Source organism: Sulfitobacter sp. EhC04 (genome assembly GCF_001650875.1).
Taxonomy (GTDB): Bacteria; Pseudomonadota; Alphaproteobacteria; order Rhodobacterales; family Rhodobacteraceae; genus Sulfitobacter.
Map to the genome: position 1 here is coordinate 49,552 of NZ_LXYI01000015.1, position 20,969 is coordinate 70,520.

The following is a 20,969-nucleotide window of genomic DNA, read 5'->3' on the forward strand; positions in this document are numbered from 1 at the left end:
CATACCATAGCGGTCTGGTGCAGTTGCGCCACCCCATGACCGCCGAGGACCTATAAACATTGCGTGAAACATCGTCCCCCGGCAATCTGCCGCGCCTGCTGCTGGAATGGTACGACGTCCATGCCCGCGCGATGCCCTGGCGCACCGGCCCCGCAGACCGCAAGGCAGGCATCCGGCCCGATCCCTACCGCATCTGGCTGAGCGAGATCATGCTGCAACAGACCACTGTTGCCACGGTGCGGGACTATTTCGCACGCTTCGTCGCACGCTGGCCCACAGTGGCGGACCTGGCCGCTGCGGAGGACGCCGATGTGATGGGCGAATGGGCCGGGCTGGGCTATTACGCGCGGGCCCGCAACCTGCTGAAATGCGCGCGGGCTGTGGTCGCGCAACACGATGGTGTCTTCCCCGCCGATCATGCGGCCTTGCTGGCCCTGCCGGGGATCGGCCCCTATACGGCGGCTGCCGTGTCCTCCATCGCGTTTGATCTGCCCCACACCGTGCTGGACGGCAACGTCGAGCGGGTGATGGCGCGGCTTTACGACATCCACACACCCCTACCCGTCGCCAAACCGACGCTGATGGAAAAGGCGGCGGCACTGACACCGCGTGACAGACCGGGCGACTATGCGCAGGCGGTGATGGATCTGGGTGCCACGATCTGCACCCCGAAATCCCCCGCCTGCGGGATCTGCCCCTGGCGGGATCCCTGCAAGGCGCGGCGCGAGGGCACCGCGCCGCTGCTGCCAATGAAAACACCAAAAAAGCCCAAGCCGGTGCGCCACGGCACGCTGTACCTGGCGCAGCGGATTGATGGCGCGTGGTTGCTGGAAACGCGCCCCGACAAAGGGCTGCTGGGCGGCATGCTGGGCTGGCCCGGCTCTGACTGGCTGGACATTGCGACCAAGCGGCCCGAAGGCACGCCGCCTGTCCCGGCCAATTGGCACGATCTGGCTGGCGAAGTGCGGCACACCTTTACCCATTTCCACCTGCTGCTTTCGGTCAGGATAGCCCGCGTGGCATTGGACGTGCAGCCCGATCGCGGCGACTTTGTTCAAAGGCAGGACTTTCGCCCTTCCGATCTGCCAACTGTGATGCGCAAGGCGTTCGATTTGTCGCAGGCAGAGCATGTCACGGGCCTTTGACCGCCAGGCAAGCTGCGCTAGGGTCAGCTTGCAAAAAGAGAACCTACCATGACCCTGCAAGGCAAAATCGTATCGCCAAAGGATCTCGCCCGCGCGACGCGGGCGCTTCCGTTCTGGTTGTCGCTGGGATTGATCCCGCTGGCTTGGGTCACCGCAATCCATGGCGGCTGGACAGTGATCCTGCTGCCACTGACAACATGGTACCTGTTCACGCTGCTGGATGCGGTTGTGGGGCTGAATCTGGACAATGCGGATCTCACTGCCTCTGAAAGCGACCTGTTCTGGTATCGGCTTGTCACCCTGATCTGGGTTCCTGCACAGTTCCTGACCCTGTTCGGGCTGATCTGGTACGTCCCGCAGGCCGAACACCTTGGCACCTTTGAACGCTTCATGGTGTTTTTCGGGGTCGGTGTGATCACCGGCACGATAGGGATCAACTATGCCCATGAATTGATGCACCAGCGCAACCGGTTGGAGCGGTTTCTGGCGGATGCCCTTCTGGCGATGGTGCTCTATTCGCACTTCCGGTCCGAACACCTGCTGGTGCACCACCGCTATGTCGCGACCCCGCGCGACACCGTGACCGCGCGGTACAACGAAGGGTTCCACCGTTTCTATCCCCGTGTGCTGCGCGAATCGCTGGTCTCGGCCTTTGCCGCCGAAAAGGCGATGCTGGCGCGCAAGGATCTGCCCTGGACCGACCTTTCCAACCCGTTCTTCAAATACTGGGGGTTTCAGGCCGCGCTGCTTGTGCTGGCCCTGTTGCTGGGCGGCTGGTCCGGGCTGGTGCTGTTCCTGGTGCAGGCGGGCGTGGCGATCTGGCAGTTGGAGCTGGTTAATTACATTGAACACTACGGGCTGACCCGCAAACACTTGGGCGATGGCAGATACGAACACGTCCAGCCGCGCCATTCATGGAACGCCGCGCACAGGGCGTCGAACTGGCTGCTGATCAACCTGCAACGCCATTCCGACCACCATTACAAACCCGACAGGCGGTTCCCGGTTCTGCAGAACTATGGGCCTGATGAAGCGCCGCAATTGCCCCATGGTTATCCGATAATGACAATGGCGGCGATGATCCCGCCGCTGTGGCGGCGCATCATGAATCCCAGGGTCCGCATATGGCGGGCGATGTATTACCCGGAAATCAACGACTGGACCCCCTACAACAAACAAAGCACGCCCCAGCCCCGCTGAATGCCGGTTGAATTGATCGTGATGACACGCAAGGGACAATTTACACGGCTGAGGTGACCTCCTAGCGTTTCAGGATGGTCTATTGCCTTCGCCTGATTCCTGGCCTGCTGGCCTTGGTGCTTGCCTGCATGTCGGGCGGTCTTCGTGACGCAAACGCCCAGACCCAGAGAGTTGAAGTGGACCTTGAACTGGTCCTGCTGGTCGATGTCTCCCGTTCCATGTCCGAGGCAGAGCTTGACCTGCAACGCCGTGGCTATGCTGCGGCGCTCGGGTCTTCCGAAGTGTTTGCGGCCGTGCAGTCCGGGCTGCTTCAGAATGTGGCCCTGACCTATGTGGAATGGGCCGGCACGCAGCAGGTCGTGGTGGATTGGCGTGTGGTCACCTCCCGCGCCGATCTGGAGGAATTCGCGCGTCAGGTGACAGCCAGGCTTGATCCCGGTTTGCGGCGCACGTCGATCTCTGGCGCGCTGCACTTCGGGGCAGAGCTGATCGAGAACAACGCCTATGCCGGTCTGCGCCGGGTGATCGACATTTCCGGCGATGGTCCCAACAACCTTGGAGGACCGGTCACCCTTGCCCGTGATGCGGTCCTTTCACGGGGCATCACAATCAACGGGCTGCCCCTGATGACCAGCGACGGTGCCTATTCGCAGTTCGACCTGCCGGACCTCGACATCTATTACCAGACCTGCGTCATCGGGGGCCCGGGTGCCTTTGTCATCCCGGTCACCGACTGGCCCGATTTTGCAGACGCGGTGAAGCGCAAACTGGTGTTGGAAATCGCGGGGCTGACCCCGGCGGCACAGGTGATCCAGGCACAGGCCCGAGATCCACGCGATTGCCAGGTCGGTGAAAAGATCTGGCGCGATTTCTCCGATGGGCAGGGTGGCTTTCTGCCGTGAAACGGGACTAACCGCCAAACGAAAAAGGCCCCGCCACAAGGGCGGGGCTTAGGTGAGTGCCTTTATAGGCGGACCTTCATGTGGAAGGCCGCAGGCACCGGCGGTGTTCGGATAAGGTGAAGGTGTCTCAGTTGGCCATTTCGGACCGGATCTGCTGGCGCAGCACGTCGATGGGCACGGTCTTGCCCTCGCGTTTGAAGCACCAGTAGGTCCAGCCGTTACAGCTTGGCGCGCCCTCAAGATGCGCCCCGACCTGGTGGATAGAGCCTTTGATGTCATCGCCGATCAGCGTGCCATCTGCGCGCACCTTGGCCTTGTGACGGTTGTTCATGGAATACAGGTTCTCGCCCGGGCGCAGCATTCCCCTCTCGACCAGTTGGCCGAAGGGCACGCGCGGCTCGGCGCGCTTGGATGTCGTGGTCTGCAGCGCGTCGCGGTCAAACCGGCGCACATTGGCGATGCGTTTCGTCGCCACCTTGCGATAGGCCTCCTCGCGCTCGATGCCGATGAAATCGCGGCCCAGCATCTTTGCGACAGCACCTGTTGTCCCGGTGCCAAAGAAAGGGTCAAGCACCACGTCACCCGGATTGGTCGAACCGACCAGGATGCGGTGCAGCAGGCTTTCGGGTTTTTGCGTCGGATGCGCCTTGTCGCCTGCATCGTCCTTCAGCCGCTCGTGCCCGGTGCAGATCGGCAATACCCAGTCGCTGCGCATCTGGATGCCTTCGTTCAGCGCCTTCAGCGCTTCGTAGTTGAAGGTGTATTTCGCATTCTCGCCCTTGCCCGCCCAGATCATCGTCTCATGGGCGTTGGTGAACCGCTTGCCCCGGAAATTCGGCATCGGGTTGGACTTGCGCCAGACCACATCATTGAGAATCCAGAACCCCTGATCCTGCAGCGCCGCACCGACACGGAAAATATTGTGATAGCTGCCGATCACCCAGATCGCCCCATTGGGTTTCAGCAGGCGGCGGGCGGCCTTCAGCCAAGCGCGGGTGAATTTATCGTAAACAGCAAAGCTGGCGAACTGGTCCCATTCGTCGTCGACCGCATCCACCTTGGAATTGTCGGGCCGCACCAGATCGCCGCGCAATTGCAGGTTATAGGGCGGGTCTGCAAAGATCAGATCGACGCTGTTCTCCGGCAGGGCATTCATCACGTCGATGCAATCACCGGCAAGGATTTCGTTCAAGGGAAGTGCCACCGCACCCTTTGTCATGGTCTTCATCAATTCTGCCTCTGTGCCCGGTGCATTTTGCACTCGTTGGTTGAGCATCAGGATGAGTCAAAGGCGAATCGCGGTCAATTTCTTTTTTGAATCAAGTGCTTAAGAAATTACCTTGCTACAACATATTGTGTACGGGCTTGAACGAACGTCTATGGTGAGGGGTCACACCAAGATTTTGAAGCGCCGAGATGTGGCTTTTTGATCCATATCCCATGTTGGTCTCCCAGCCATAGCCGGGGTGCTGTTGCGCAAGGGACAACATGACACAATCTCGACATACTTTGGCCATGATTGAGGCCGCCGAAATGCTCTGCGACCGGGCATCGCCCTTGATGATCGTCTCTGCCGGGAGGGTCAGATCGCGGGGCAGCATATTGCCGTCGACCAACGCGTAATCCGCTGGGGTTTTCAGCCCCGCCAGCGCGCGCATCATCGCCAGATGGCTGGCCCGCAGGATGTTCAGCGTATCAATCTCCTCCACGCTGGCATGGGCGATGCTGACATCCGCCACCTGCATGATCTCTTCATACAGGCGCGCGCGTGACCGTTTGGTCAGTTTCTTGGAATCGTTCAGCCCCTCGGGGATGCGCGCGGGGTCCAGCACCACTGCGGCTGCGGTGACAGGACCTGCCAAGGGGCCACGGCCGACCTCGTCCACTCCGGCGATCCGAAGGAACCCCCGACCCTGGGCTGCGTGTTCAAATGAATAATCCGGACTCATGACGCTTCCAAAACGCAAGACGGCCCGCGCCGCAAGGCCCGGACCGTCAGAAACCATCTACTGGTTACATGAAAAGGCGGGGGAAGTGCCCGAACACCTCCCCCAGTTTCCCGCAGGTCAGGGACCTGGCCTGCGAGGCATGACCTGCGGTTTTATCCGCGGGCCAATCTGTATCCCGCATCCCGCAGGCAGCGCGCTTCAAAGCCGCTGCGCAGGCCGTTTGGGGTCCCGAACTTGTATTGGCAGTTCTGGGGCAGGGATTTCACGTGGCGATAGTTGCGCTGCAGGCAGCGTTCGCCGAACATCTGGATTGTGCCGCGACGGGTGTCGAAGCTTTGGAAGCACTGTTTGGGCAGCAGCTTGTTGTTCACATGGCGCGGCAGGGGACGCGGCTGCGGATGATAGCGCGGCGGATTGTGACGCGGCTGGACGCCACGCGGCGGATAATGACGCGGGGGTGTTGTCCGGGGATGGTTGTAGACCGGCGCGGGCTGGTGGTTGGCGCGCTTCTTCTTGTTGTTGTCGTGAATGATCTTGCCCACGACGGCGACGCCGAGGATGGCGGCAAGGGCGCGCACGGTGTCGCGATCACCGGCAAAGGCGGGGGCAGCGCCCATGGCGGTGATCGCGATGGATGCGGCGGCGATGGTGGCGATGAATCGGCGGTACATGTGTCTGATCCTTATTAGAGGGTGCAGACGGGGGCCGCCTGCTGATGGGATCAAACTGGGGTCAGGGGGGCAAGACAGGCAATATCAGGGGAATGTTATCGGATATCAGAACCTCTAAACCCCTTTGGATATTGAATATCAGCGGACAAAAGCGCAGAGATACTACATGAAACACGCCATCCTTTCCATTCTGTCTGCGGGTCTGATCGCTGCTGCCCTGCCTGTCTCGGCGGCGGGGTGTTATGCCGATTACAAGGCCAAGCAAGACAACCCGCTGCGCCTGCACTACGGCGTTGCGCAAATCAACGGGGCCTGCAATGCAGGTGCCGCCAAGGCGGAGCTTTCCGCCCGGCTTTCGGCGCAGGGGTGGACCCTGCTCAACATCCTGTCGGTCTTTGGCGAGGACGGGTTGGCACAGAGGAGAGACAGTGCAGGATCAAACTATCTCCGCTTCTGACATGCGCCGCTTTGGCGGCCGCATTGTGGGTGCCGGAATTACAGCAATTGTCGCGGCCCTGCTGATCGCGGCAGGGCTGCTGTTCTGGTCCCTGCCCGATGCCAATGCCTTCAATGCCGAAGTCACACGTATCTTTGTCGAGAACGATGACCTGACATCCGGTACGGAAATCAAGTTGCTGGAGATCCTGGCACAATCCGGCACCGCCTTTTCCGAAACCCTCAACAGTTATCGCATGGTGATCTTTGTGCTGCTGGTCTTTGCCACGGCGATGCTGGTGGCGGCGCTGGTCTTTCTGATCATGCTGGTTGGTTTCAACCGTCGCATGGCCCAGATCGAGCGGGCGGGCATCCAGGTGAATTCGCTTCTTATCAGTCGCGAGGAAAATACCGTGTACCTCAACAACCTCGGCTTCAAGTTGACCGATGCGGCAATGGAAACCATGAGCGTGCTGGCCGAGGCCCGGATGGACGATGACGTCCTGTCCGGTTCCGAGATCGAAGGGGTCATTTCCGGCCGCAACGCCGCCGATTGCGACGAGGCCGCAGGGGCAACGCGAATCAAGCGGTTGCGCGATACGCTGGGCAACCAGATTGTCAGTGAGCTTCTGGTCAAGAACATCGCGCGGCGCGGTTACATGCTGGCCATCGACAAGGACGTGATCAAGGTCATCTGACCCCCGCCGCGCGATACAAGGCAGTGCGCCTGTTCGCACCCTCTGGTCAACAGGACACGGCCCGGCGTAGGGTCCGGCAGAAACTGCAAGGACCCCTGTCATGCCCGTACCTGTGAACCCCTTCAAAAAAGCCCTCAGCGCGGGCGAAACAGTCTTTGGCTGCTGGCTCGGCCTTGCCGATACTTTCAGCGCCGAACTGATGGGCACCGCCGGGTTCGACTGGCTTTTGATCGACGGTGAACATGCGCCCAACGACCTGCGGTCGATCCTGGCGCAACTTCAGGTTCTTGCCGCCTCACCCAGTCACGCCGTGGTTCGGTTGCCGATCGGCGAAACCTACATGATCAAGCAGGTGCTGGACGCAGGCGCGCAGACCGTGCTGGTTCCGATGGTGGAAAGCGCCGACCAGGCCCGGCAGTTGGTGCGCGATGTGACCTATCCCCCCCACGGCGACAGGGGCGTGGGATATGCGCTGACCCGTGCGTCGCGTTTCTCGCAGATCACTGACTATGGCGCTACTGCCGATGCGCAGACATGCCTGCTGGTGCAGGTCGAGAACCTCAAGGGGCTGGCCGCACTTGACGATATCCTTGCTGTTGATGGGGTGGACGGAGTCTTTATCGGGCCGGCCGATCTGGCGGCGGACATGGGGCATATGGGCAATGCCCAGCATCCGGATGTTCAGACCGCAATCATGGACGCCCTGCGCCGGATCAAGGTCGCAGGCAAAGCGCCCGGCATCCTTTCCACAAGGGACGAAATGACAAATGAAGCCCTGGCGGCAGGCGCGCAGTTTGTTGCCGTCGGTGCCGATGTCCTGCTGCTCAGCCACACCGCACAGGCGCTGGCGCGGAAATGGATACCCCAAGCCTGATGCATATCGGTCTGATCCTGCTGGCGCTTGCCTATGTGCTGAGCCAGTTCTTTCGCGCCTTCCTGGCCGTGCTGGCCAAGATTCTTGAACAGGATATCGGCGCTTCGCCAGATGACCTGGCCTTTGCCTCCGGCCTGTGGTTCGTCGCCTTCGCGGCGGCACAGATCCCGATTGGCGCGGCCCTGGACAGCATCGGTCCCCGCCGGACCGCCGCCGGGCTGCTGCTGATCGGCGGCGGCGGCGGGGCGGCTGTGTTTGCGATGGCAACCAGCCCACTGCATATCGCCATCGCGATGACGCTGATCGGCGTCGGCTGCGCGCCTGTGCTGATGGCGTCCTACTATATCTTTGCCCGCGAATACCCGCCGATGCGGTTTGCCCTTCTGGCGTCTGTCATGGTTGGGGTGGGCAGCCTGGGCAACCTCGTGGCCTCCTATCCGATGGCGCTGTCGGCGGAACTGCTGGGCTGGCGCACCTCTCTCTGGGGGCTGGGCGGCCTGTCGACGCTGGTGGCGCTGTCGATCTATCTGTGGGTCAGGGACCCCGCCAAGGTCGAAGGCGAAACCAAGGGGTCGCTTGCAGAGCTTTTCAAACTGCGGGCGCTCTGGTTCATCTTTCCCCTGATGGGGGTCAACTATGCCCTGCCGGGCGCGGTGCGCGGCCTCTGGATTGGTCCCTACCTGACAGATGTGTTCGGGGCGGATACCAGTGCAGTAGGGCTTGCAAGCCTGCTGATGGGCACCGCCATGATCTCCGGTACATTGTTCTACGGCTTTGCCGACCGGCTCTTTCCGTCGCGCAAATGGATGCTGGCAGGCGGGGCGATGGTCACCTGCCTTGCGACCTTCACTGTGATCCTGCTGCCCGCGCATTCGCTGGTCCTGGCGGTCGGGCTGATCTGTGCCATCGGGTTCTTTGGAAGCGGCTATGCGGTGATCATGGCGCATGGGCGCAGCTTTCTGCCGCCGCATCTGATCGGACGGGGGGTGACCATGCTCAACCTCTTCAGCATCGGCGGGGTCGGCATTCTGCAATTCGCATCCGGACGGGTCTATCACCACTATGCCGGAACGGGCGACACGGTACTGCCCTATATGATGGTTTTTGTCCTGCTGGGTGCCTGCCTGGTGGCGGGGTTGCTGGTGTACCTTTTCAGCAGCGACCGCGCCGCCTGACCGCCCGCGCATCGCGCAGCCCTTTCCCTTTGCCGACAGGCGCGATAAAGGGCAGCCACCATCACACATAACATTGGAGAATTCAGATGGGTTATCGCGTCGCCGTCGTGGGCGCCACAGGCAATGTGGGCCGCGAAATGCTGAACATTCTGGCAGAGCGCCAGTTCCCCGTGGATGAGGTCGTGGCCCTGGCCAGCCGCAAATCCATGGGCACGGAAGTCAGCTTTGGGGACAAGACGCTCAAATGCAAGGATCTGGACACGTTCGACTTTACGGGCTGGGACATGGCGCTGTTCGCCGTGGGCTCAGACGCCACCAAGAAGTACGCGCCGGGTGCCGCCAAGGCCGGATGCGTGGTGATCGACAACTCGTCACTCTACCGCTACGATCCGGACGTGCCGCTGATCGTTCCCGAGGTGAACCCGCAGGCGATCCATGATTACGCAAAGCGCAACATCATCGCCAACCCGAACTGTTCGACCGCGCAGATGGTTGTTGCGCTCAAGCCCCTGCACGACCGTGCGACGATCAAGCGGGTGGTGGTCAGCACCTATCAATCCGTGTCCGGCGCGGGCAAGGAAGGCATTGACGAACTGTGGGATCAGACCAAGTCGATCTACAACCCGGTCGACGACAAACCGGCGAAAAAGTTCACCAAGCAGATCGCCTTCAACGTGATTCCGCATATCGACGTCTTCATGGAAGACGGGTCGACCAAGGAAGAATGGAAGATGGTTGCAGAGACCAAAAAGATCGTGGACCCCAAGATCAAGGTCACGGCCACCTGCGTCCGCGTCCCGGTCTTCGTGGGCCACTCGGAGGCGATCAACATCGAGTTCGAGGATCATTTGGACGAGGACGAAGCGCGCGAGATCCTGCGCGAGGCGCCCGGCATCATGGTGATCGACAAGCGCGAGGACGGTGGCTACGTCACGCCGATCGAATGCGTGGGCGATTTCGCGACCTTCATCAGCCGCATCCGTCAGGACAGCACCATCGACAACGGCCTGAACCTGTGGTGCGTCAGCGACAACCTGCGCAAGGGTGCCGCCCTGAACGCGGTACAGATCGCCGAGTTGCTGGGCCGTGAGGTTCTGAAAAAGGGTTAGGCGGGCTTTCGCTTTGACCGGGATCAGGGGCCTTGCGGCCCCTTTTCTTTTGCCCGGCAGGCTTGCACAATGTGGCCAGTTATTGATCACAGGGATTACCCGATGCGTATTGTTGCCGCCTGCCTGCTCAGCCTGCCCACCGTGGCCCAGGCCGACACATTTACCCTTGCCAGTGCCCCCACTGCCGCCGTCGTCTACGGCTACGGCGCGCAGGTCACGCGCGAGGTTGCCTTCACCGTTCCTGCCGGTTCGCATGAGGTCATCCTGCCCGATCTGCCTGCCTGGATGCAGGGCGACATGCTGCGGGTCAGCCTGGACGGCGCGCGCCTTGGGGCGACGCAATTCCGCTCCTCTGCCGTTCCCCCCCGTCCCGACACTGACAGCGCCGCAGTCACTTCTGCGAAGGACCGCATCAAGGCCGCAGAACGCGCGATCACCGATCTTGAGGACCGGGTCGCCGAAGCCCGCCTTGCCGCCGCTGCGGCAGAGGCAAAGGTCGGCTTTCTGGGCGCTTTGGGAACAAACGAAGGGTTGCCAAGCGATGTGACAACCCTGAGCGATATCGCCCGGATGGTCGAAACCGAAACGCTGGCCGCCCGGCAGGCCGCCCTTGCGGCGCAGCAACGCGCCCGAGACATCGAGAGAGACCGCGAGGATCTCGACAAGGAGTTGAATGATGCGAAAGCCGCGCTTGCCGCTCTCACTCCGCCGCCCAAGGAAGTATCGCAGTTGACCCTGTCGGTCACAGCCGAGGCCGAGGGGGAGCTGACCCTGTCACTGAGCTATCCCGTCGATGCGGGCTGGCGGCCGGTCTATGACCTCTACCTGCGCGGTGACGACCCTTCGACGCTGGAAATCGTCCGGGGGGCCATGATCGCGCAGTACAGCGGCGAGAACTGGGAGGATGTTGCGGTTACCCTTTCCACGCTGGCACCTGCATCGCAGATTCGCCCCAGCGTGGTGGCGCCTCAGCTGCGCCGGATCGAAGAGCCGGAGCCACCCCGCCCCATGGCGTCGCTGCGCAAGGAAAGCGGCAGCATGGATGCAGCGGCACCCGTCATGGAATCTGCGGTCAGGTTCGATGACAGCGTCGCAACTTCCTTCGACGGGCCGGGTGTGACCTATACCGTGGCGCGCCCGCTTGATCTGGCCAGTGGCGTGGACGCGACGCGGGTCAATCTGGACCAGCTGAGCTTTGACGCGCGCCGCTATGCCCATGCTGCACCGGCATTCGACAATACGGCGTATCTGATGGCCGAATTCACCAATACCACGCAGGAGCCCCTGCTGGCGGCAAATGAGGCAGCGCTTTATATCGACAACACGCTGGTCGGGCGCGCGCCATTCCCGCAGGTTCCGGCAGGGGGTGAGGGGGATGTTCCCTTTGGCCCGATCGAAGACCTGCAAGTGTCCTATACGATCCTGAACCAGTCCGAAGGCGATCGCGGCATCATCAGCCGGTCAAATGCCCAGCGTCAGCAGGTCCGCATGGATATCGAGAACCTTGGCAGGACCGATTGGGAAGTCGAGGTTCAGGCCGCCGTTCCCTACACCATACAGGATGACCTGATCATCAAGTGGAGCGCGGCCCCCGAACCGGATGAGACCAATGTCGAGGACCAGCGCGGGGTGCTGCAATGGAACATCGACGTGGCCGCCGGTGAAACCGGTGAAATCGAAATCCAGCAAGAGCTGAACTGGCCCGACGGCATGGTCCTGAGATAAAGGCGGGCGCCAGCGGCGCCTGCCAATGGGCTGACCCGGTTAAACGGGCTGGAAACGCTTGCTTTCCGAGCTGTAGTATTCAAGCCCGCCTTCGCCGATGTCGGTCCAGAGGCCGTGCATCGTCAACTGCCCCTGCTGGACCGGCTCTGCCACAAAGGGAAATGTCATCAGGTTCTCAAGCGATGTCATCACCGCCAGTTTCTCCAACTGGCGTTCCTGTTCGACCCCCTCGGGCATCTTGGAGACCTCATCATACTTGGGTCGCAGAATGTCCATCCAGCGGCCCACGAAGCTGTCTTTCGCGTCCATCTCGGGGGCGTTGCCCTGGCACATGTCGATGCAGCCCTTGACGCCACCGCAGTTGGAATGGCCCAGCACGATCAGATGGGCAACCTTCAACACCCGCACCGCGTATTCCACCGCAGCCGATGTGCCGTGATGGTCGCCATCGGGCTCATAAGGCGGGACAAGGTTGGCGATATTCCGATGGATGAAGAATTCGCCCTGGTCGGCCCCGAAGATCGACGTCACATGCACCCGGCTGTCACAACACGAGATCACCATGGCGCGTGGGCGCTGCCCCTCGTCGGCCAGTCTGCGATACCACGAAGCGTTATCCGCATAGCTTGTTGCTTTCCAGCCATGATACCGCTGTATCAGATAGCCCGGCAGTGGTTTTGCCCTGTTCATCGCGCTGATCCCCTTGTTCTCGGTCACGCTGAATTAGCCCAAATCAAAGGCGAATTCGAGCGAAAAGGTAGGTCCCCTCAACCCTTTTCAAACACCTGCGCAGCATAGTCGCACCGCAGCCGTGGGGGCTGATCAAGGGGTGAGACTATGTTGGTTCTGCAAATGAAACCTATGGAAAACGTATGCGTCGATCAAACGCGGCTGGACGCGCTGTATACCCAATTGGGCGAAGCCGATGCTGAGGAGATTCTGTGCCGCGCGCTGGAGGACATCGCGCTGCGATTGTCGCATTGTTCGGAACTCTATCACAGTCAAGACATGCCGGAATTGCGCAGGAATACCCGCACGTTGATCGCCGTGGGTGGCCAGATCGGGATGCTGGCCGTGACCCGCGTTGCCACAGATGTCGTTGCCTGTATCGACCGGGGGGATACCATCGCCATCGCCGCCACGCTTTCGCGATTGCTGCGGGTTGGAGAGCGGTCGCTTTGCGCGGTTTGGAACAGCGACGAAAGCCCGATCTGATGGCTTGCGGGCATCGCTGGAAAGGATAGGCTGCGCCGCAGGTTGTCCCAAAATCGAAAGCGTTCCATGCCCTGCACCTTTGTCCCGAAGACCGCCAATACCGTGCCGCTGCACGTCCTTTCAGAAGATGCGCTGAACGGTTGGTCTGCCGATCAGACGACAGCAGTTCAGAACTGGATCGAGGCAAACGGCTTTACCGGCGGCCTTGGCCAGTCGCTGGTGATCTCCGATGCGGACGGCAAACCGGGCATGGCCCTTGTCGGCTACGGCAATCCGAAGGCGCGCGCGCGGGGACGGTTCCACCTGGCCGGTGCCGTGACGGCCCTGCCCGAAGGCAGCTACGAAATTGCCAGCGGCCTGCCCGAAGACGCGGCTGAGGCCGAGGCGCTTGGCTGGCTGTTGGCCGGATACGCCTTTGACCGCTACCGCGCACAATCGCCCCTGCGCGCAAGGTTGGTCGCGCCGGAGCATCTGGACGCAACCCGGATCGAAGCCATTGCGGCCGGCGAAGTGCTGACACGTAACCTGATCAACACACCGGCATCGGACATGGGCCCCCCGGACCTCGCCGATTCTGCACTGGCACTGGCAAAACAGCACGGTGCCGAGATCGACATCATCGTCGGGGAAGACCTGCTGACGCAGAATTTCCCGATGATCCACGCGGTTGGCCGCGCCGCCGACCGCGCGCCACGTCTGATCGACATGCGCTGGGGCAAAAGCGGGCCAAAACTGACCCTGGTCGGCAAGGGCGTCTGTTTCGACACCGGCGGGCTGAACCTGAAACCCGGTGCCTCCATGGGCTTGATGAAAAAGGACATGGGCGGTGCTGCTGCCGTGCTGGGGCTGGCGCATATGATCATGGCGACGGGGCTGGACCTGCAATTGCGGGTGCTGATCCCGGCGGTCGAAAACTCGGTTTCCGGCAATGCCTTCCGCCCACAGGACATCCTGACGTCGCGCAAGGGGCTGACGGTCGAGATCAACAACACCGATGCAGAAGGCCGCCTTGTGCTGGCCGATGCGCTGGCCTACGCCGACGAGGACGCGCCGGACCAGATCATTTCCATGGCCACGCTTACCGGGGCCGCACGGGTGGCGGTCGGCCCTGATCTCGCCCCCTATTTCAGCGACGATCCCGCCTTTGTCTCGGCGCTTGAAGCCGCAGCGGCGGCCACCGCCGATCCGGTCTGGCGGATGCCCTTTCACGACCCCTATGAGAGCATGATCGAACCGGGCATCGCGGATCTGGACAACGCGCCCAAGGGCGGTTTTGCCGGGTGCATCACCGCCGCCCTTTTCCTGCGCCGCTTTGTCACCGAAAGCCCCTATGCGCATTTCGACATCTACGGGTGGCAGCCTGTCGCTGCCCCTGCCCGCCCCAAGGGCGGTGCCGGTCAGGCAACACGGGCGCTTCACGCAGCCCTGATGCCAATGCTCACCCGATGAGCGACCCGCGCCTGACGCCCATTGCCGCGCTGGTGACCCGGTCAGAACCGGGACAGGTAACTGCTGCCGTCGCCGATCTGTGCCGCAGCCCCGGCGGCCCAAGAGACCGTCAGCTTCTCTTTGGTGACACCCTGACCCTGCTGGGGGAAGACACCAACGGGTTTACCTATGTTCAGGCGGACAAGGACGGCTATTGCGGCCATGTCAGCACCGGGGCGCTGGGCAGCGGTGCCAAGGCAACCCACAGGGTCAGCGCCCCTGCCACCCATGCCTATACCGCGGCGGATTTCAAATCGCGGGAATGTCAGAGCCTCAGTTTCGGCAGCGCGGTGGCGGTCACCGGCGAAAAGGGCAGATTTGCCGTCACATCCATCGGTCACATTCCCATGGTCCACCTGCGCGAGGCCGACCAGCACTTTGACGATCCCGCCGCCATCGCCGCGCTGTTTCTTGGCACCCCGTACCTCTGGGGTGGCAACAGCCGCTGGGGCATGGATTGTTCCGGGCTGGTGCAGGCCGCCCTGCTGGCCTGCGGCATCCCCTGCCCCGGCGACAGCGACCAGCAGCTTATCCTTGGGGAACCGGCAAAGCCCCCCTACCGGCGCAACGATCTGTTGTTCTGGAAAGGGCATGTGGCGCTGGTCACCGACCCCGAAACGCTGATCCACGCCAATGTGCATGCCATGCAGACAGTCTATGAGCCGATTGCCGAGGCGCTCACCCGCATCCGGGAACAGGGCGACGGCAACGTGACGGCGCACCGGCGTCTTTCGCTTCCTGCTGGTTGACCTTTCGTAAGGAAGGTCCGCCACCCCGGCCTGGTCTATTCCACCGCGCGGATCAGCTTGCGCTCCAGCACACGCAGGACCGCTTTGAGGTCATGGCCCCGCCGCAGCACCTGGCCGTTTGCCCCGATCACCGCATACATCCCCTGCTTGCTGCGCAGCTTCGGGCGTTTCTCGATCCGGTAAAGCGGGATCTCGGCAGTGCGGCGGAAAACGGAGAATACCGCCACTTCGCGAAGGCAGGATATGCCGTAATCGCGCCATTCGCCCGCCGCAACCATCCGCCCGTAAAGCGACAGGATCAATGACAGTTCGGTGCGGTGAAATGCGACCTGTTCGGCAGGACGCTCAAAAGGGGTGACTTGCGGAGGAAATTGCACTGTCATGTTACTACAGTTGCGCCCTTCGCCACCCAAATCAAGAGCCTACGTAGATGATAATGATTGAAAGAGTTACATAATTATGGAATACACCAAAAATATGAAACATAAAGAGCGCGCCAAATGACCCCCCAGGAACGTGCGGAAAAATCGACAGAAATCATGTTCGCCGCAGATCGGGCATCTGCCGGGCTGGGCATGACCATCACGGCTGTCGCCCCCGGTCAGGCCACGCTGACCATGCAGGTCCGGCCCGAGATGTTGAACGGCCACCAGATTTGCCACGGCGGCTTCATTTTCGCCCTTGCCGACAGCGCCTTTGCCTTTGCCTGCAACAGCTATAACCAGCTTGTTGTCGCCCAGCAAAATCAGATCACCTATCTTAGCCCCGGTCGCGCAGACGAGATGCTGACTGCCCATGCGGTCGAAACTTCCAGAACTGGGCGCTCGGGCATCTATGATGTCACTGTCACCGGCGAGGACGGCCGCGCCGTGGCGCTGTTTCGCGGGCTGTCGCGCAGCGTCAAAGGCCAGCATTTCCCAGAGGAAGGGACCCAGAAATGAAAGACCTCACCCCCGCGAAATCCACACTTGATACAATTGAGATCGCCAGCCGGGACGAGATCGAGGCGCTGCAACTGGAGCGCATGAAATGGTCCCTGCGCCACGCCTATGACAACGTACCGTTCTACAAATCCAGCTTTGACGCAGCGGGTGTGCATCCCGATGACCTGACATCGCTTGCCGATCTGGCAAAATTCCCGTTCACGGTCAAAACCGACCTGCGCGACCATTACCCATTTGGCATGTTCGCGGTGCCGCGTGAAAAGGTGGCCCGCATCCACGCTTCCTCTGGCACCACGGGTCAGCCGACGGTCGTGGGATACACCCAAAGCGACTTGAACAACTGGGCCAGCGTGGTGGCGCGGTCCCTGCGCGCGGCGGGCATGAAACCCGGCGACATGCTGCACAACGCCTATGGCTACGGGCTGTTTACCGGGGGGTTGGGCATCCATCTGGGGGCCGATGCGCTGGGGCTTTCGACCTACCCGATCTCGGGCGGCATGACACCGCGCCAGGTCCGCCTGATCGAGGATTTCAAACCCAAGGGGATCACCGTCACCCCGTCCTATGCCCTGTCCATTCTGGATGAATTCGCGGCGCAGGGGATCGACCCCCGCGCCAGCTCGCTCGAAGTCGGCATTTTCGGTGCCGAACCCTGGACCAACGCGATGCGTCTGGAAATCGAACAGGCGTTCGACATGCACGCCGTCGACATCTACGGCCTGTCCGAGGTGATGGGGCCGGGCGTGTCGATGGAATGTGTGGAATCGAAAAACGGGCTGCACATCTGGGAGGATCATTTCTATCCCGAGATCATCAACCCCGAAACCGGGCAACCGGTCGCAGACGGCGAACAAGGCGAACTGGTCTTTACCTCGCTCACGAAAGAGGCCTTTCCGATCATCCGCTATCGCACCCGCGACCTGACCCGCCTGATGCCCGGCACGGCGCGCACCATGCGGCGAATGGAAAAGGTCACGGGCCGGTCGGATGACATGATCATCCTGCGCGGCGTGAACGTCTTTCCGACCCAGATCGAAGAGGCGCTGATGGCAACCAGCGGCCTTGCCCCGCATTTCCAGATCGAATTGTCCCGTCCCGACCGAATGGATCAGATGCGGATTCTGTGCGAATGCGCCGACGCCTCTGTTTCGGACGATCTTCGTGCCGGTGCAGCCAAGGCCCTGTCTGCCCAGATCAAGCAGACCGTCGGGATCAGCGTCAAAGTGGAAGTGGCCGATGTTGGCGGTGTCCCCCGATCCGAGGGCAAGGCCGTGCGGATCGTGGACAACCGCCCCAAGTCATAAGTCCGATAGCCCGACGGATCAGATCAGCCGCATTTGATGTCGACGATCACGTCCGTTTGGTCCAGCACGATGTTCACGCGGGAGGCGTTGAAATCCATCGTGACCGGATCGCCCAGGCGATATTGCCGCTTGGGATCCGGGATCGACAGCGCCACCACCGCATCCTGCCCGATCATCCCGGCATAGGACGCCGCGTTGCAGGTGTCAGCACCGCTTGCGCTGGCACCGGACGATGCGCTGCCGTTTTGCTGGGGGCCACAGGCCGCCAGCGCGGCGATGGTGACAAGTGCGATCTGTGTTTTCATGTCCTGCTCCTTGATTTCGTTCTCATGCTTCGTATCGGGCCAGAAAGGTTTCGACCGCGCTGTCCACCACCCGGTCAATTTCCGCGTCAGTGACCGTCTTTGTCACGCCAAAGATCAGGCGCGCCCAGATGTCAGCCTTGCAAAGCTCGCCAAACTGGTCGGCGGCCAAGGCGTGATCTTCGATCCGCAGTTCACCCCGCGCTTCGGCCCCCTGGAAATAGGCGACCATTTCGGCCCGCACAACCGCAGGACCAGTATTGTAGAATTTCTGGCCCAGTTCGGGAAACCGATCCGATTCGGCAACGCAGATCCGAAACACCTGCTGCCCGAAGGTGGAGGTCAGAAACCGCAGAAAGTGTCGCCCTGCCTGGCCCAGCACCGCGCGCGGCGGCGCGCACATTTCGATGCTCTTGACCGCTTCCTGGCTCTGGCGCACACACTCGGCGCTTGCGACCTCCATGAACAACAGCCGCTTGTCGGGAAAATAGCTGTAAAGCGTCGCCTTGGACACTGCTGCAACGCGGGCAATCTCGTCCACGCTGGCCCCTTCAAAGCCGTCGGCCATGAACACGGAACGGGCGCCTTCCAGCACCTGATCGAATTTCCGGCCCTTGCGAACCTTGGGGGTGGCAACGTTCATTTCTGCTCCGAGGCGTGGAGGTGCAACAATATAAACCGAATCGTTTAGTTCCAAGCGGTATTTCCTTTGCGCTGGACGCTTGCGCCGGATCGCATTGCTGGATACCCCTTGGAACATGCTGGCGATCTTCATGAAAACTCTGCCCTTCTTTGCCCTGATCGGGTTGGGCTTCTGGGCGGGAAGGTCCCGGTTCTTCAGTGCCGAAGCGACCGCCTATCTGACCAAGTTCGTATTTTACTTTGCCCTGTCGGCAATGCTGTTTCGGTTTTCCGCCAATCTGTCACTGGCGGAGGTCTGGGATACCCGCCTTGTGGTCGCCTACCTGTGGGGGACCACCTTTGTCTACGGGATTGCCACGCTGGTCGGTTTCCTGCGCGGTCAGGACGTGTCAACAACCGCAATCGAGGCGCAATGCGCGGTGATCGGAAACACCGTGTTCCTTGGGGTCCCGATGCTGGCCTTGCTTCTCGGCTCCGAGGCGGTCGGCCCGGTGCTGCTGGTGCTTGCCATAGACCTGATTGTGTTCTCCAGCCTGATTGTCATCCTGATCAACGGAGCGCGGGGTGGTCTGGGACCGCTTCAGACGCTGCGATCCATCGCTCAGGGACTGGTCCGCAACCCGATGATCGTCGCCATCGTCCTGGGGTTCACCTGGTCGGGTCTGCGGATACCCATTCCAGATCCGATGAACGACTTTCTCAGCATCCTTGGAGGTGCCGCAACACCCGGTGCCCTGTTTGCCATCGGCGCGTCGCTTGCCCTGACCCAGCCCGAGCGGATTCACATCGCAGGATGGCTGAGTTTTTGCAAACTGGTGCTGCACCCGCTGTTCGTCGCCTTTGCAGCGCTGTTCCTGTTCGGCGTGGACCCGTTCAAGGCGGGCGTCATCATCGCCGTTGCCGCGCTGCCCGTGGCCGGAAACGTCTATATGCTCGCCCAGCACTACGGTGTTGCGCCGGTCCGGGTCTCGACCGCGATCCTGTTGTCCACCGCCGCCAGCATCGTGACCGTCAGCCTCGTTGTGGGTTGGGTCACCCAGCTTTGACCGCATGGTTTTTTACCCGCCCATTTCTCCGGGAGAACCGAAACTTTGAAAGGACACACGATGAAAACGATCTCTGAAAACGCCTGTTTCGGCGGCACGCAAGGGGTCTATTCGCACAGATCCTCAACCTGTAATTGCGACATGACGTTCGGCCTGTTCCTGCCCGCCGAGGCCCGCGACGGGCCTGTGCCGGTGCTGTGGTATCTTTCCGGCCTGACCTGCACCCATGAGAACGCGATGACCAAGGCCGGCGCGCAGTGCTGGGCAGCGGATCATGGCATTGCGCTGGTCTTTCCCGACACTTCGCCGCGCGGCGAAGATGTAGCGGACGACGAGGCCTATGACCTTGGCAAGGGGGCCGGGTTCTATGTGAACGCGACCGAAGACCCATGGAAATCCCATTTCCGCATGTGGGACTACATCGCCGAAGAACTGCCCGCGCTGATCGGCGAACACTTCGCCATCGACCTGGACCGGCAGGGCATCACCGGCCACTCCATGGGAGGACACGGCGCGCTGACCCTTGCGATGAACCTGACCGGACAGTTCAAATCGGTATCCGCTTTCGCCCCCATCGCAAACCCCACTGCCAGCGACTGGGGCAGGAAACAGCTTGGTGCCTATCTGGGCAGCGACGAGGCAACCTGGGCGCGCCACGATGCGACCCTTCTGATGGCGGACAAGGGGTTCGACGGGCCGATCCTGATCGACCAGGGTGCATCCGACCAGTTCCTTGACCTGCTCAAGCCCGAAGCGCTGGCTGCCGCCATCGCCGCCAAGCGCCAGCAGGCGACCTTCCGGATGCAGCCGGGCTATGACCACAGCTATTTCTTCGTCTCCAGCTTCATGGAAGACCACATCGCCTTCCATGCCGAAGCGTTGTGGGGCGCATGACCGCGCTGTACATCGACGCCGATGCCTGCCCGGTCAAGGCAGAGGCAGAGCGCGTGGCAACACGGCACCGGGTACGAATGTTCGTCGTCTCCAACGGCGGGTTGCGCCCCTCGCAAAACCCGCTGGTCGAGACGGTGATCGTGCCGGACGGTCCGGATGTCGCGGACATGTGGATCGCAGACCGCGCGGGCAATGGCGATGTCGTCGTCACGGGTGATATCCCGCTCGCCGCCAAATGCGTGGCGGCGGGGGCAAAGGTGCTCAAACACAACGGTGAGGCGCTGACAGGGGCCAACATCGGCAACGTGCTGGCCACCCGCGACCTGATGGCCGACCTGCGCGCCGCCGATCCGTTCCGACAGGGCGGCGGCAAGAGCTTTACAAAGGCCGACCGCTCCCGTTTTCTGGACGCGCTGGAGCGCGCCCTGCGCGCAGCGCAGCAGCAATAGCCGTTCTCTTTGAGAGAGAACACCCGGACTTCCCAGGAACTCCGGACAGGGGA

At 61.7% G+C, this 20,969-nt stretch carries 24 protein-coding genes; 17 read left to right on the forward strand and 7 right to left on the reverse strand.

Translation table 11 applies throughout. The annotated features are described in order from the left end of the window. Positions 1-59: 59 nt before the first annotated feature. From mutY to A8B82_RS07735, 3 genes are all read left to right on the forward strand, one after another. Complete coding sequence (gene mutY, locus A8B82_RS07725; RefSeq protein ID WP_067290406.1) at positions 60-1,145, forward strand: A/G-specific adenine glycosylase; 1,086 nt, start codon at positions 60-62, stop codon at positions 1,143-1,145. Positions 1,146-1,193: 48 nt separating this feature from the next. Beyond that, positions 1,194-2,345, forward strand: coding sequence for an alkane 1-monooxygenase (locus tag A8B82_RS07730; RefSeq protein WP_067290408.1), 1,152 nt, complete (start codon positions 1,194-1,196; stop codon positions 2,343-2,345). A gap of 176 nt (positions 2,346-2,521) precedes the next feature. After that, positions 2,522-3,247 carry a DUF1194 domain-containing protein gene (locus A8B82_RS07735; RefSeq protein ID WP_235604639.1) on the forward strand — a complete coding sequence of 242 codons (726 nt, stop codon included), beginning with the start codon at positions 2,522-2,524 and terminating at the stop codon, positions 3,245-3,247. Positions 3,248-3,374: 127 nt separating this feature from the next. Here the strand turns inward: A8B82_RS07735 and A8B82_RS07740 are convergent, their stop codons facing one another. From A8B82_RS07740 to A8B82_RS07750, 3 genes are all read right to left on the reverse strand, one after another. After that, positions 3,375-4,475, reverse strand: a complete 1,101-nt coding sequence (locus tag A8B82_RS07740; RefSeq protein ID WP_067290533.1) for a site-specific DNA-methyltransferase — start codon at positions 4,473-4,475, stop codon at positions 3,375-3,377. 115 nt (positions 4,476-4,590) lie between these two features. Next, a complete protein-coding gene (locus A8B82_RS07745) occupies positions 4,591-5,196 on the reverse strand; it encodes a ribonuclease HII (protein ID WP_067290540.1) in 606 nt (201 codons plus the stop codon). A gap of 152 nt (positions 5,197-5,348) precedes the next feature. After that, complete coding sequence (locus A8B82_RS07750) at positions 5,349-5,867, reverse strand: hypothetical protein (RefSeq protein WP_235604640.1); 519 nt, start codon at positions 5,865-5,867, stop codon at positions 5,349-5,351. Positions 5,868-6,033: 166 nt separating this feature from the next. Here A8B82_RS07750 and A8B82_RS07755 point away from each other — a divergent pair, with 166 nt between their 5' ends. From A8B82_RS07755 to A8B82_RS07780, 6 genes are all read left to right on the forward strand, one after another. Then, on the forward strand, positions 6,034-6,324 hold the full coding sequence (locus A8B82_RS07755; RefSeq protein WP_067290413.1) for a hypothetical protein: 291 nt from the start codon (positions 6,034-6,036) through the stop codon (positions 6,322-6,324). A gap of 1 nt (position 6,325) precedes the next feature. After that, positions 6,326-7,000 carry a winged helix-turn-helix domain-containing protein gene (locus tag A8B82_RS07760; RefSeq protein WP_067290416.1) on the forward strand — a complete coding sequence of 225 codons (675 nt, stop codon included), beginning with the start codon at positions 6,326-6,328 and terminating at the stop codon, positions 6,998-7,000. Between the two features lie 100 nt (positions 7,001-7,100). Continuing rightward, positions 7,101-7,874 carry an aldolase/citrate lyase family protein gene (locus A8B82_RS07765; protein ID WP_067290419.1) on the forward strand — a complete coding sequence of 258 codons (774 nt, stop codon included), beginning with the start codon at positions 7,101-7,103 and terminating at the stop codon, positions 7,872-7,874. Then, positions 7,874-9,049, forward strand: coding sequence for an MFS transporter (locus tag A8B82_RS07770; RefSeq protein WP_067290422.1), 1,176 nt, complete (start codon positions 7,874-7,876; stop codon positions 9,047-9,049). Before A8B82_RS07765 ends, A8B82_RS07770 begins: the two co-directional genes overlap by 1 nt. Before the next feature lie 86 nt (positions 9,050-9,135). Beyond that, positions 9,136-10,158, forward strand: a complete 1,023-nt coding sequence (locus tag A8B82_RS07775; RefSeq protein ID WP_067290425.1) for an aspartate-semialdehyde dehydrogenase — start codon at positions 9,136-9,138, stop codon at positions 10,156-10,158. A gap of 102 nt (positions 10,159-10,260) precedes the next feature. Beyond that, on the forward strand, positions 10,261-11,883 hold the full coding sequence (locus A8B82_RS07780; RefSeq protein ID WP_067290427.1) for a DUF4139 domain-containing protein: 1,623 nt from the start codon (positions 10,261-10,263) through the stop codon (positions 11,881-11,883). Positions 11,884-11,922: 39 nt separating this feature from the next. On the opposite strand, the gene A8B82_RS07785 is transcribed toward A8B82_RS07780, so the two are convergent. Continuing rightward, the gene (locus tag A8B82_RS07785; RefSeq protein WP_067290430.1) at positions 11,923-12,573 is read right to left on the reverse strand and encodes a carbonic anhydrase; all 651 of its coding nucleotides are present in this window, start codon (positions 12,571-12,573) and stop codon (positions 11,923-11,925) included. 147 nt (positions 12,574-12,720) lie between these two features. On the opposite strand from A8B82_RS07785, the gene A8B82_RS07790 reads away from it, so the two are divergent. From A8B82_RS07790 to A8B82_RS07800, 3 genes are all read left to right on the forward strand, one after another. Further along, positions 12,721-13,098, forward strand: coding sequence for a hypothetical protein (locus tag A8B82_RS07790; RefSeq protein ID WP_067290433.1), 378 nt, complete (start codon positions 12,721-12,723; stop codon positions 13,096-13,098). Between the two features lie 66 nt (positions 13,099-13,164). After that, entirely contained in the window at positions 13,165-14,547 is a 1,383-nt protein-coding gene (locus A8B82_RS07795) for a leucyl aminopeptidase family protein (RefSeq protein WP_067290435.1), read from the forward strand. Continuing rightward, entirely contained in the window at positions 14,544-15,335 is a 792-nt protein-coding gene (locus A8B82_RS07800; RefSeq protein ID WP_067290439.1) for a C40 family peptidase, read from the forward strand. The genes A8B82_RS07795 and A8B82_RS07800 overlap by 4 nt, the downstream gene beginning before the upstream one ends. A gap of 35 nt (positions 15,336-15,370) precedes the next feature. Here the strand turns inward: A8B82_RS07800 and A8B82_RS07805 are convergent, their stop codons facing one another. Then, positions 15,371-15,718, reverse strand: coding sequence for a DUF2794 domain-containing protein (locus tag A8B82_RS07805; RefSeq protein ID WP_067290440.1), 348 nt, complete (start codon positions 15,716-15,718; stop codon positions 15,371-15,373). 117 nt (positions 15,719-15,835) lie between these two features. On the opposite strand from A8B82_RS07805, the gene paaI reads away from it, so the two are divergent. Next, complete coding sequence (gene paaI / locus A8B82_RS07810) at positions 15,836-16,276, forward strand: hydroxyphenylacetyl-CoA thioesterase PaaI (RefSeq protein WP_067290442.1); 441 nt, start codon at positions 15,836-15,838, stop codon at positions 16,274-16,276. Next, complete coding sequence (gene paaK / locus A8B82_RS07815) at positions 16,273-17,583, forward strand: phenylacetate--CoA ligase PaaK (protein ID WP_067290445.1); 1,311 nt, start codon at positions 16,273-16,275, stop codon at positions 17,581-17,583. The genes paaI and paaK overlap by 4 nt, the downstream gene beginning before the upstream one ends. Before the next feature lie 23 nt (positions 17,584-17,606). Here paaK and A8B82_RS07820 read toward each other — a convergent pair whose 3' ends face one another. Beyond that, positions 17,607-17,888, reverse strand: coding sequence for an I78 family peptidase inhibitor (locus tag A8B82_RS07820; RefSeq protein WP_067290447.1), 282 nt, complete (start codon positions 17,886-17,888; stop codon positions 17,607-17,609). Positions 17,889-17,910: 22 nt separating this feature from the next. Further along, on the reverse strand, positions 17,911-18,528 hold the full coding sequence (locus A8B82_RS07825; protein ID WP_067290450.1) for a TetR/AcrR family transcriptional regulator: 618 nt from the start codon (positions 18,526-18,528) through the stop codon (positions 17,911-17,913). A 115-nt stretch (positions 18,529-18,643) separates the two neighbouring features. Here A8B82_RS07825 and A8B82_RS07830 point away from each other — a divergent pair, with 115 nt between their 5' ends. The 3 genes from A8B82_RS07830 to A8B82_RS07840 are packed head-to-tail and all read left to right on the forward strand — an operon-like array spanning position 18,644 to position 20,916. After that, positions 18,644-19,573 carry an AEC family transporter gene (locus tag A8B82_RS07830; RefSeq protein ID WP_067290452.1) on the forward strand — a complete coding sequence of 310 codons (930 nt, stop codon included), beginning with the start codon at positions 18,644-18,646 and terminating at the stop codon, positions 19,571-19,573. Between the two features lie 60 nt (positions 19,574-19,633). Further along, positions 19,634-20,467 carry an S-formylglutathione hydrolase gene (gene fghA / locus A8B82_RS07835; protein WP_067290458.1) on the forward strand — a complete coding sequence of 278 codons (834 nt, stop codon included), beginning with the start codon at positions 19,634-19,636 and terminating at the stop codon, positions 20,465-20,467. After that, positions 20,464-20,916: a YaiI/YqxD family protein gene (locus A8B82_RS07840; RefSeq protein WP_067290544.1), complete on the forward strand. Its 453-nt coding sequence runs from the start codon at positions 20,464-20,466 to the stop codon at positions 20,914-20,916. The genes fghA and A8B82_RS07840 overlap by 4 nt, the downstream gene beginning before the upstream one ends. Positions 20,917-20,969 lie beyond the last annotated feature (53 nt).

What these genes read in the sequence shown, in the direction of transcription:
- A8B82_RS07750 (WP_235604640.1), bottom strand. Translation starts at nt 5,867, where the DNA reads ATGTACCGCCGATTCATCGCCACCATCGCCGCCGCATCCATCGCGATC.
- A8B82_RS07805 (WP_067290440.1), bottom strand. Translation starts at nt 15,718, where the DNA reads ATGACAGTGCAATTTCCTCCGCAAGTCACCCCTTTTGAGCGTCCTGCC.
- A8B82_RS07780 (WP_067290427.1), top strand. Translation starts at nt 10,261, where the DNA reads ATGCGTATTGTTGCCGCCTGCCTGCTCAGCCTGCCCACCGTGGCCCAG.
- paaI (WP_067290442.1), top strand. Translation starts at nt 15,836, where the DNA reads ATGACCCCCCAGGAACGTGCGGAAAAATCGACAGAAATCATGTTCGCC.
- A8B82_RS07740 (WP_067290533.1), bottom strand. Translation starts at nt 4,475, where the DNA reads ATGAAGACCATGACAAAGGGTGCGGTGGCACTTCCCTTGAACGAAATC.
- A8B82_RS07785 (WP_067290430.1), bottom strand. Translation starts at nt 12,573, where the DNA reads ATGAACAGGGCAAAACCACTGCCGGGCTATCTGATACAGCGGTATCAT.
- A8B82_RS07820 (WP_067290447.1), bottom strand. Translation starts at nt 17,888, where the DNA reads ATGAAAACACAGATCGCACTTGTCACCATCGCCGCGCTGGCGGCCTGT.
- A8B82_RS07770 (WP_067290422.1), top strand. Translation starts at nt 7,874, where the DNA reads ATGCATATCGGTCTGATCCTGCTGGCGCTTGCCTATGTGCTGAGCCAG.
- A8B82_RS07795 (WP_067290435.1), top strand. Translation starts at nt 13,165, where the DNA reads ATGCCCTGCACCTTTGTCCCGAAGACCGCCAATACCGTGCCGCTGCAC.
- paaK (WP_067290445.1), top strand. Translation starts at nt 16,273, where the DNA reads ATGAAAGACCTCACCCCCGCGAAATCCACACTTGATACAATTGAGATC.
- fghA (WP_067290458.1), top strand. Translation starts at nt 19,634, where the DNA reads ATGAAAACGATCTCTGAAAACGCCTGTTTCGGCGGCACGCAAGGGGTC.
- A8B82_RS07745 (WP_067290540.1), bottom strand. Translation starts at nt 5,196, where the DNA reads ATGAGTCCGGATTATTCATTTGAACACGCAGCCCAGGGTCGGGGGTTC.
- A8B82_RS07760 (WP_067290416.1), top strand. Translation starts at nt 6,326, where the DNA reads ATGCGCCGCTTTGGCGGCCGCATTGTGGGTGCCGGAATTACAGCAATT.
- A8B82_RS07800 (WP_067290439.1), top strand. Translation starts at nt 14,544, where the DNA reads ATGAGCGACCCGCGCCTGACGCCCATTGCCGCGCTGGTGACCCGGTCA.
- A8B82_RS07775 (WP_067290425.1), top strand. Translation starts at nt 9,136, where the DNA reads ATGGGTTATCGCGTCGCCGTCGTGGGCGCCACAGGCAATGTGGGCCGC.
- A8B82_RS07755 (WP_067290413.1), top strand. Translation starts at nt 6,034, where the DNA reads ATGAAACACGCCATCCTTTCCATTCTGTCTGCGGGTCTGATCGCTGCT.
- A8B82_RS07840 (WP_067290544.1), top strand. Translation starts at nt 20,464, where the DNA reads ATGACCGCGCTGTACATCGACGCCGATGCCTGCCCGGTCAAGGCAGAG.
- A8B82_RS07765 (WP_067290419.1), top strand. Translation starts at nt 7,101, where the DNA reads ATGCCCGTACCTGTGAACCCCTTCAAAAAAGCCCTCAGCGCGGGCGAA.
- A8B82_RS07790 (WP_067290433.1), top strand. Translation starts at nt 12,721, where the DNA reads ATGTTGGTTCTGCAAATGAAACCTATGGAAAACGTATGCGTCGATCAA.
- A8B82_RS07825 (WP_067290450.1), bottom strand. Translation starts at nt 18,528, where the DNA reads ATGAACGTTGCCACCCCCAAGGTTCGCAAGGGCCGGAAATTCGATCAG.
- A8B82_RS07730 (WP_067290408.1), top strand. Translation starts at nt 1,194, where the DNA reads ATGACCCTGCAAGGCAAAATCGTATCGCCAAAGGATCTCGCCCGCGCG.
- A8B82_RS07830 (WP_067290452.1), top strand. Translation starts at nt 18,644, where the DNA reads ATGCTGGCGATCTTCATGAAAACTCTGCCCTTCTTTGCCCTGATCGGG.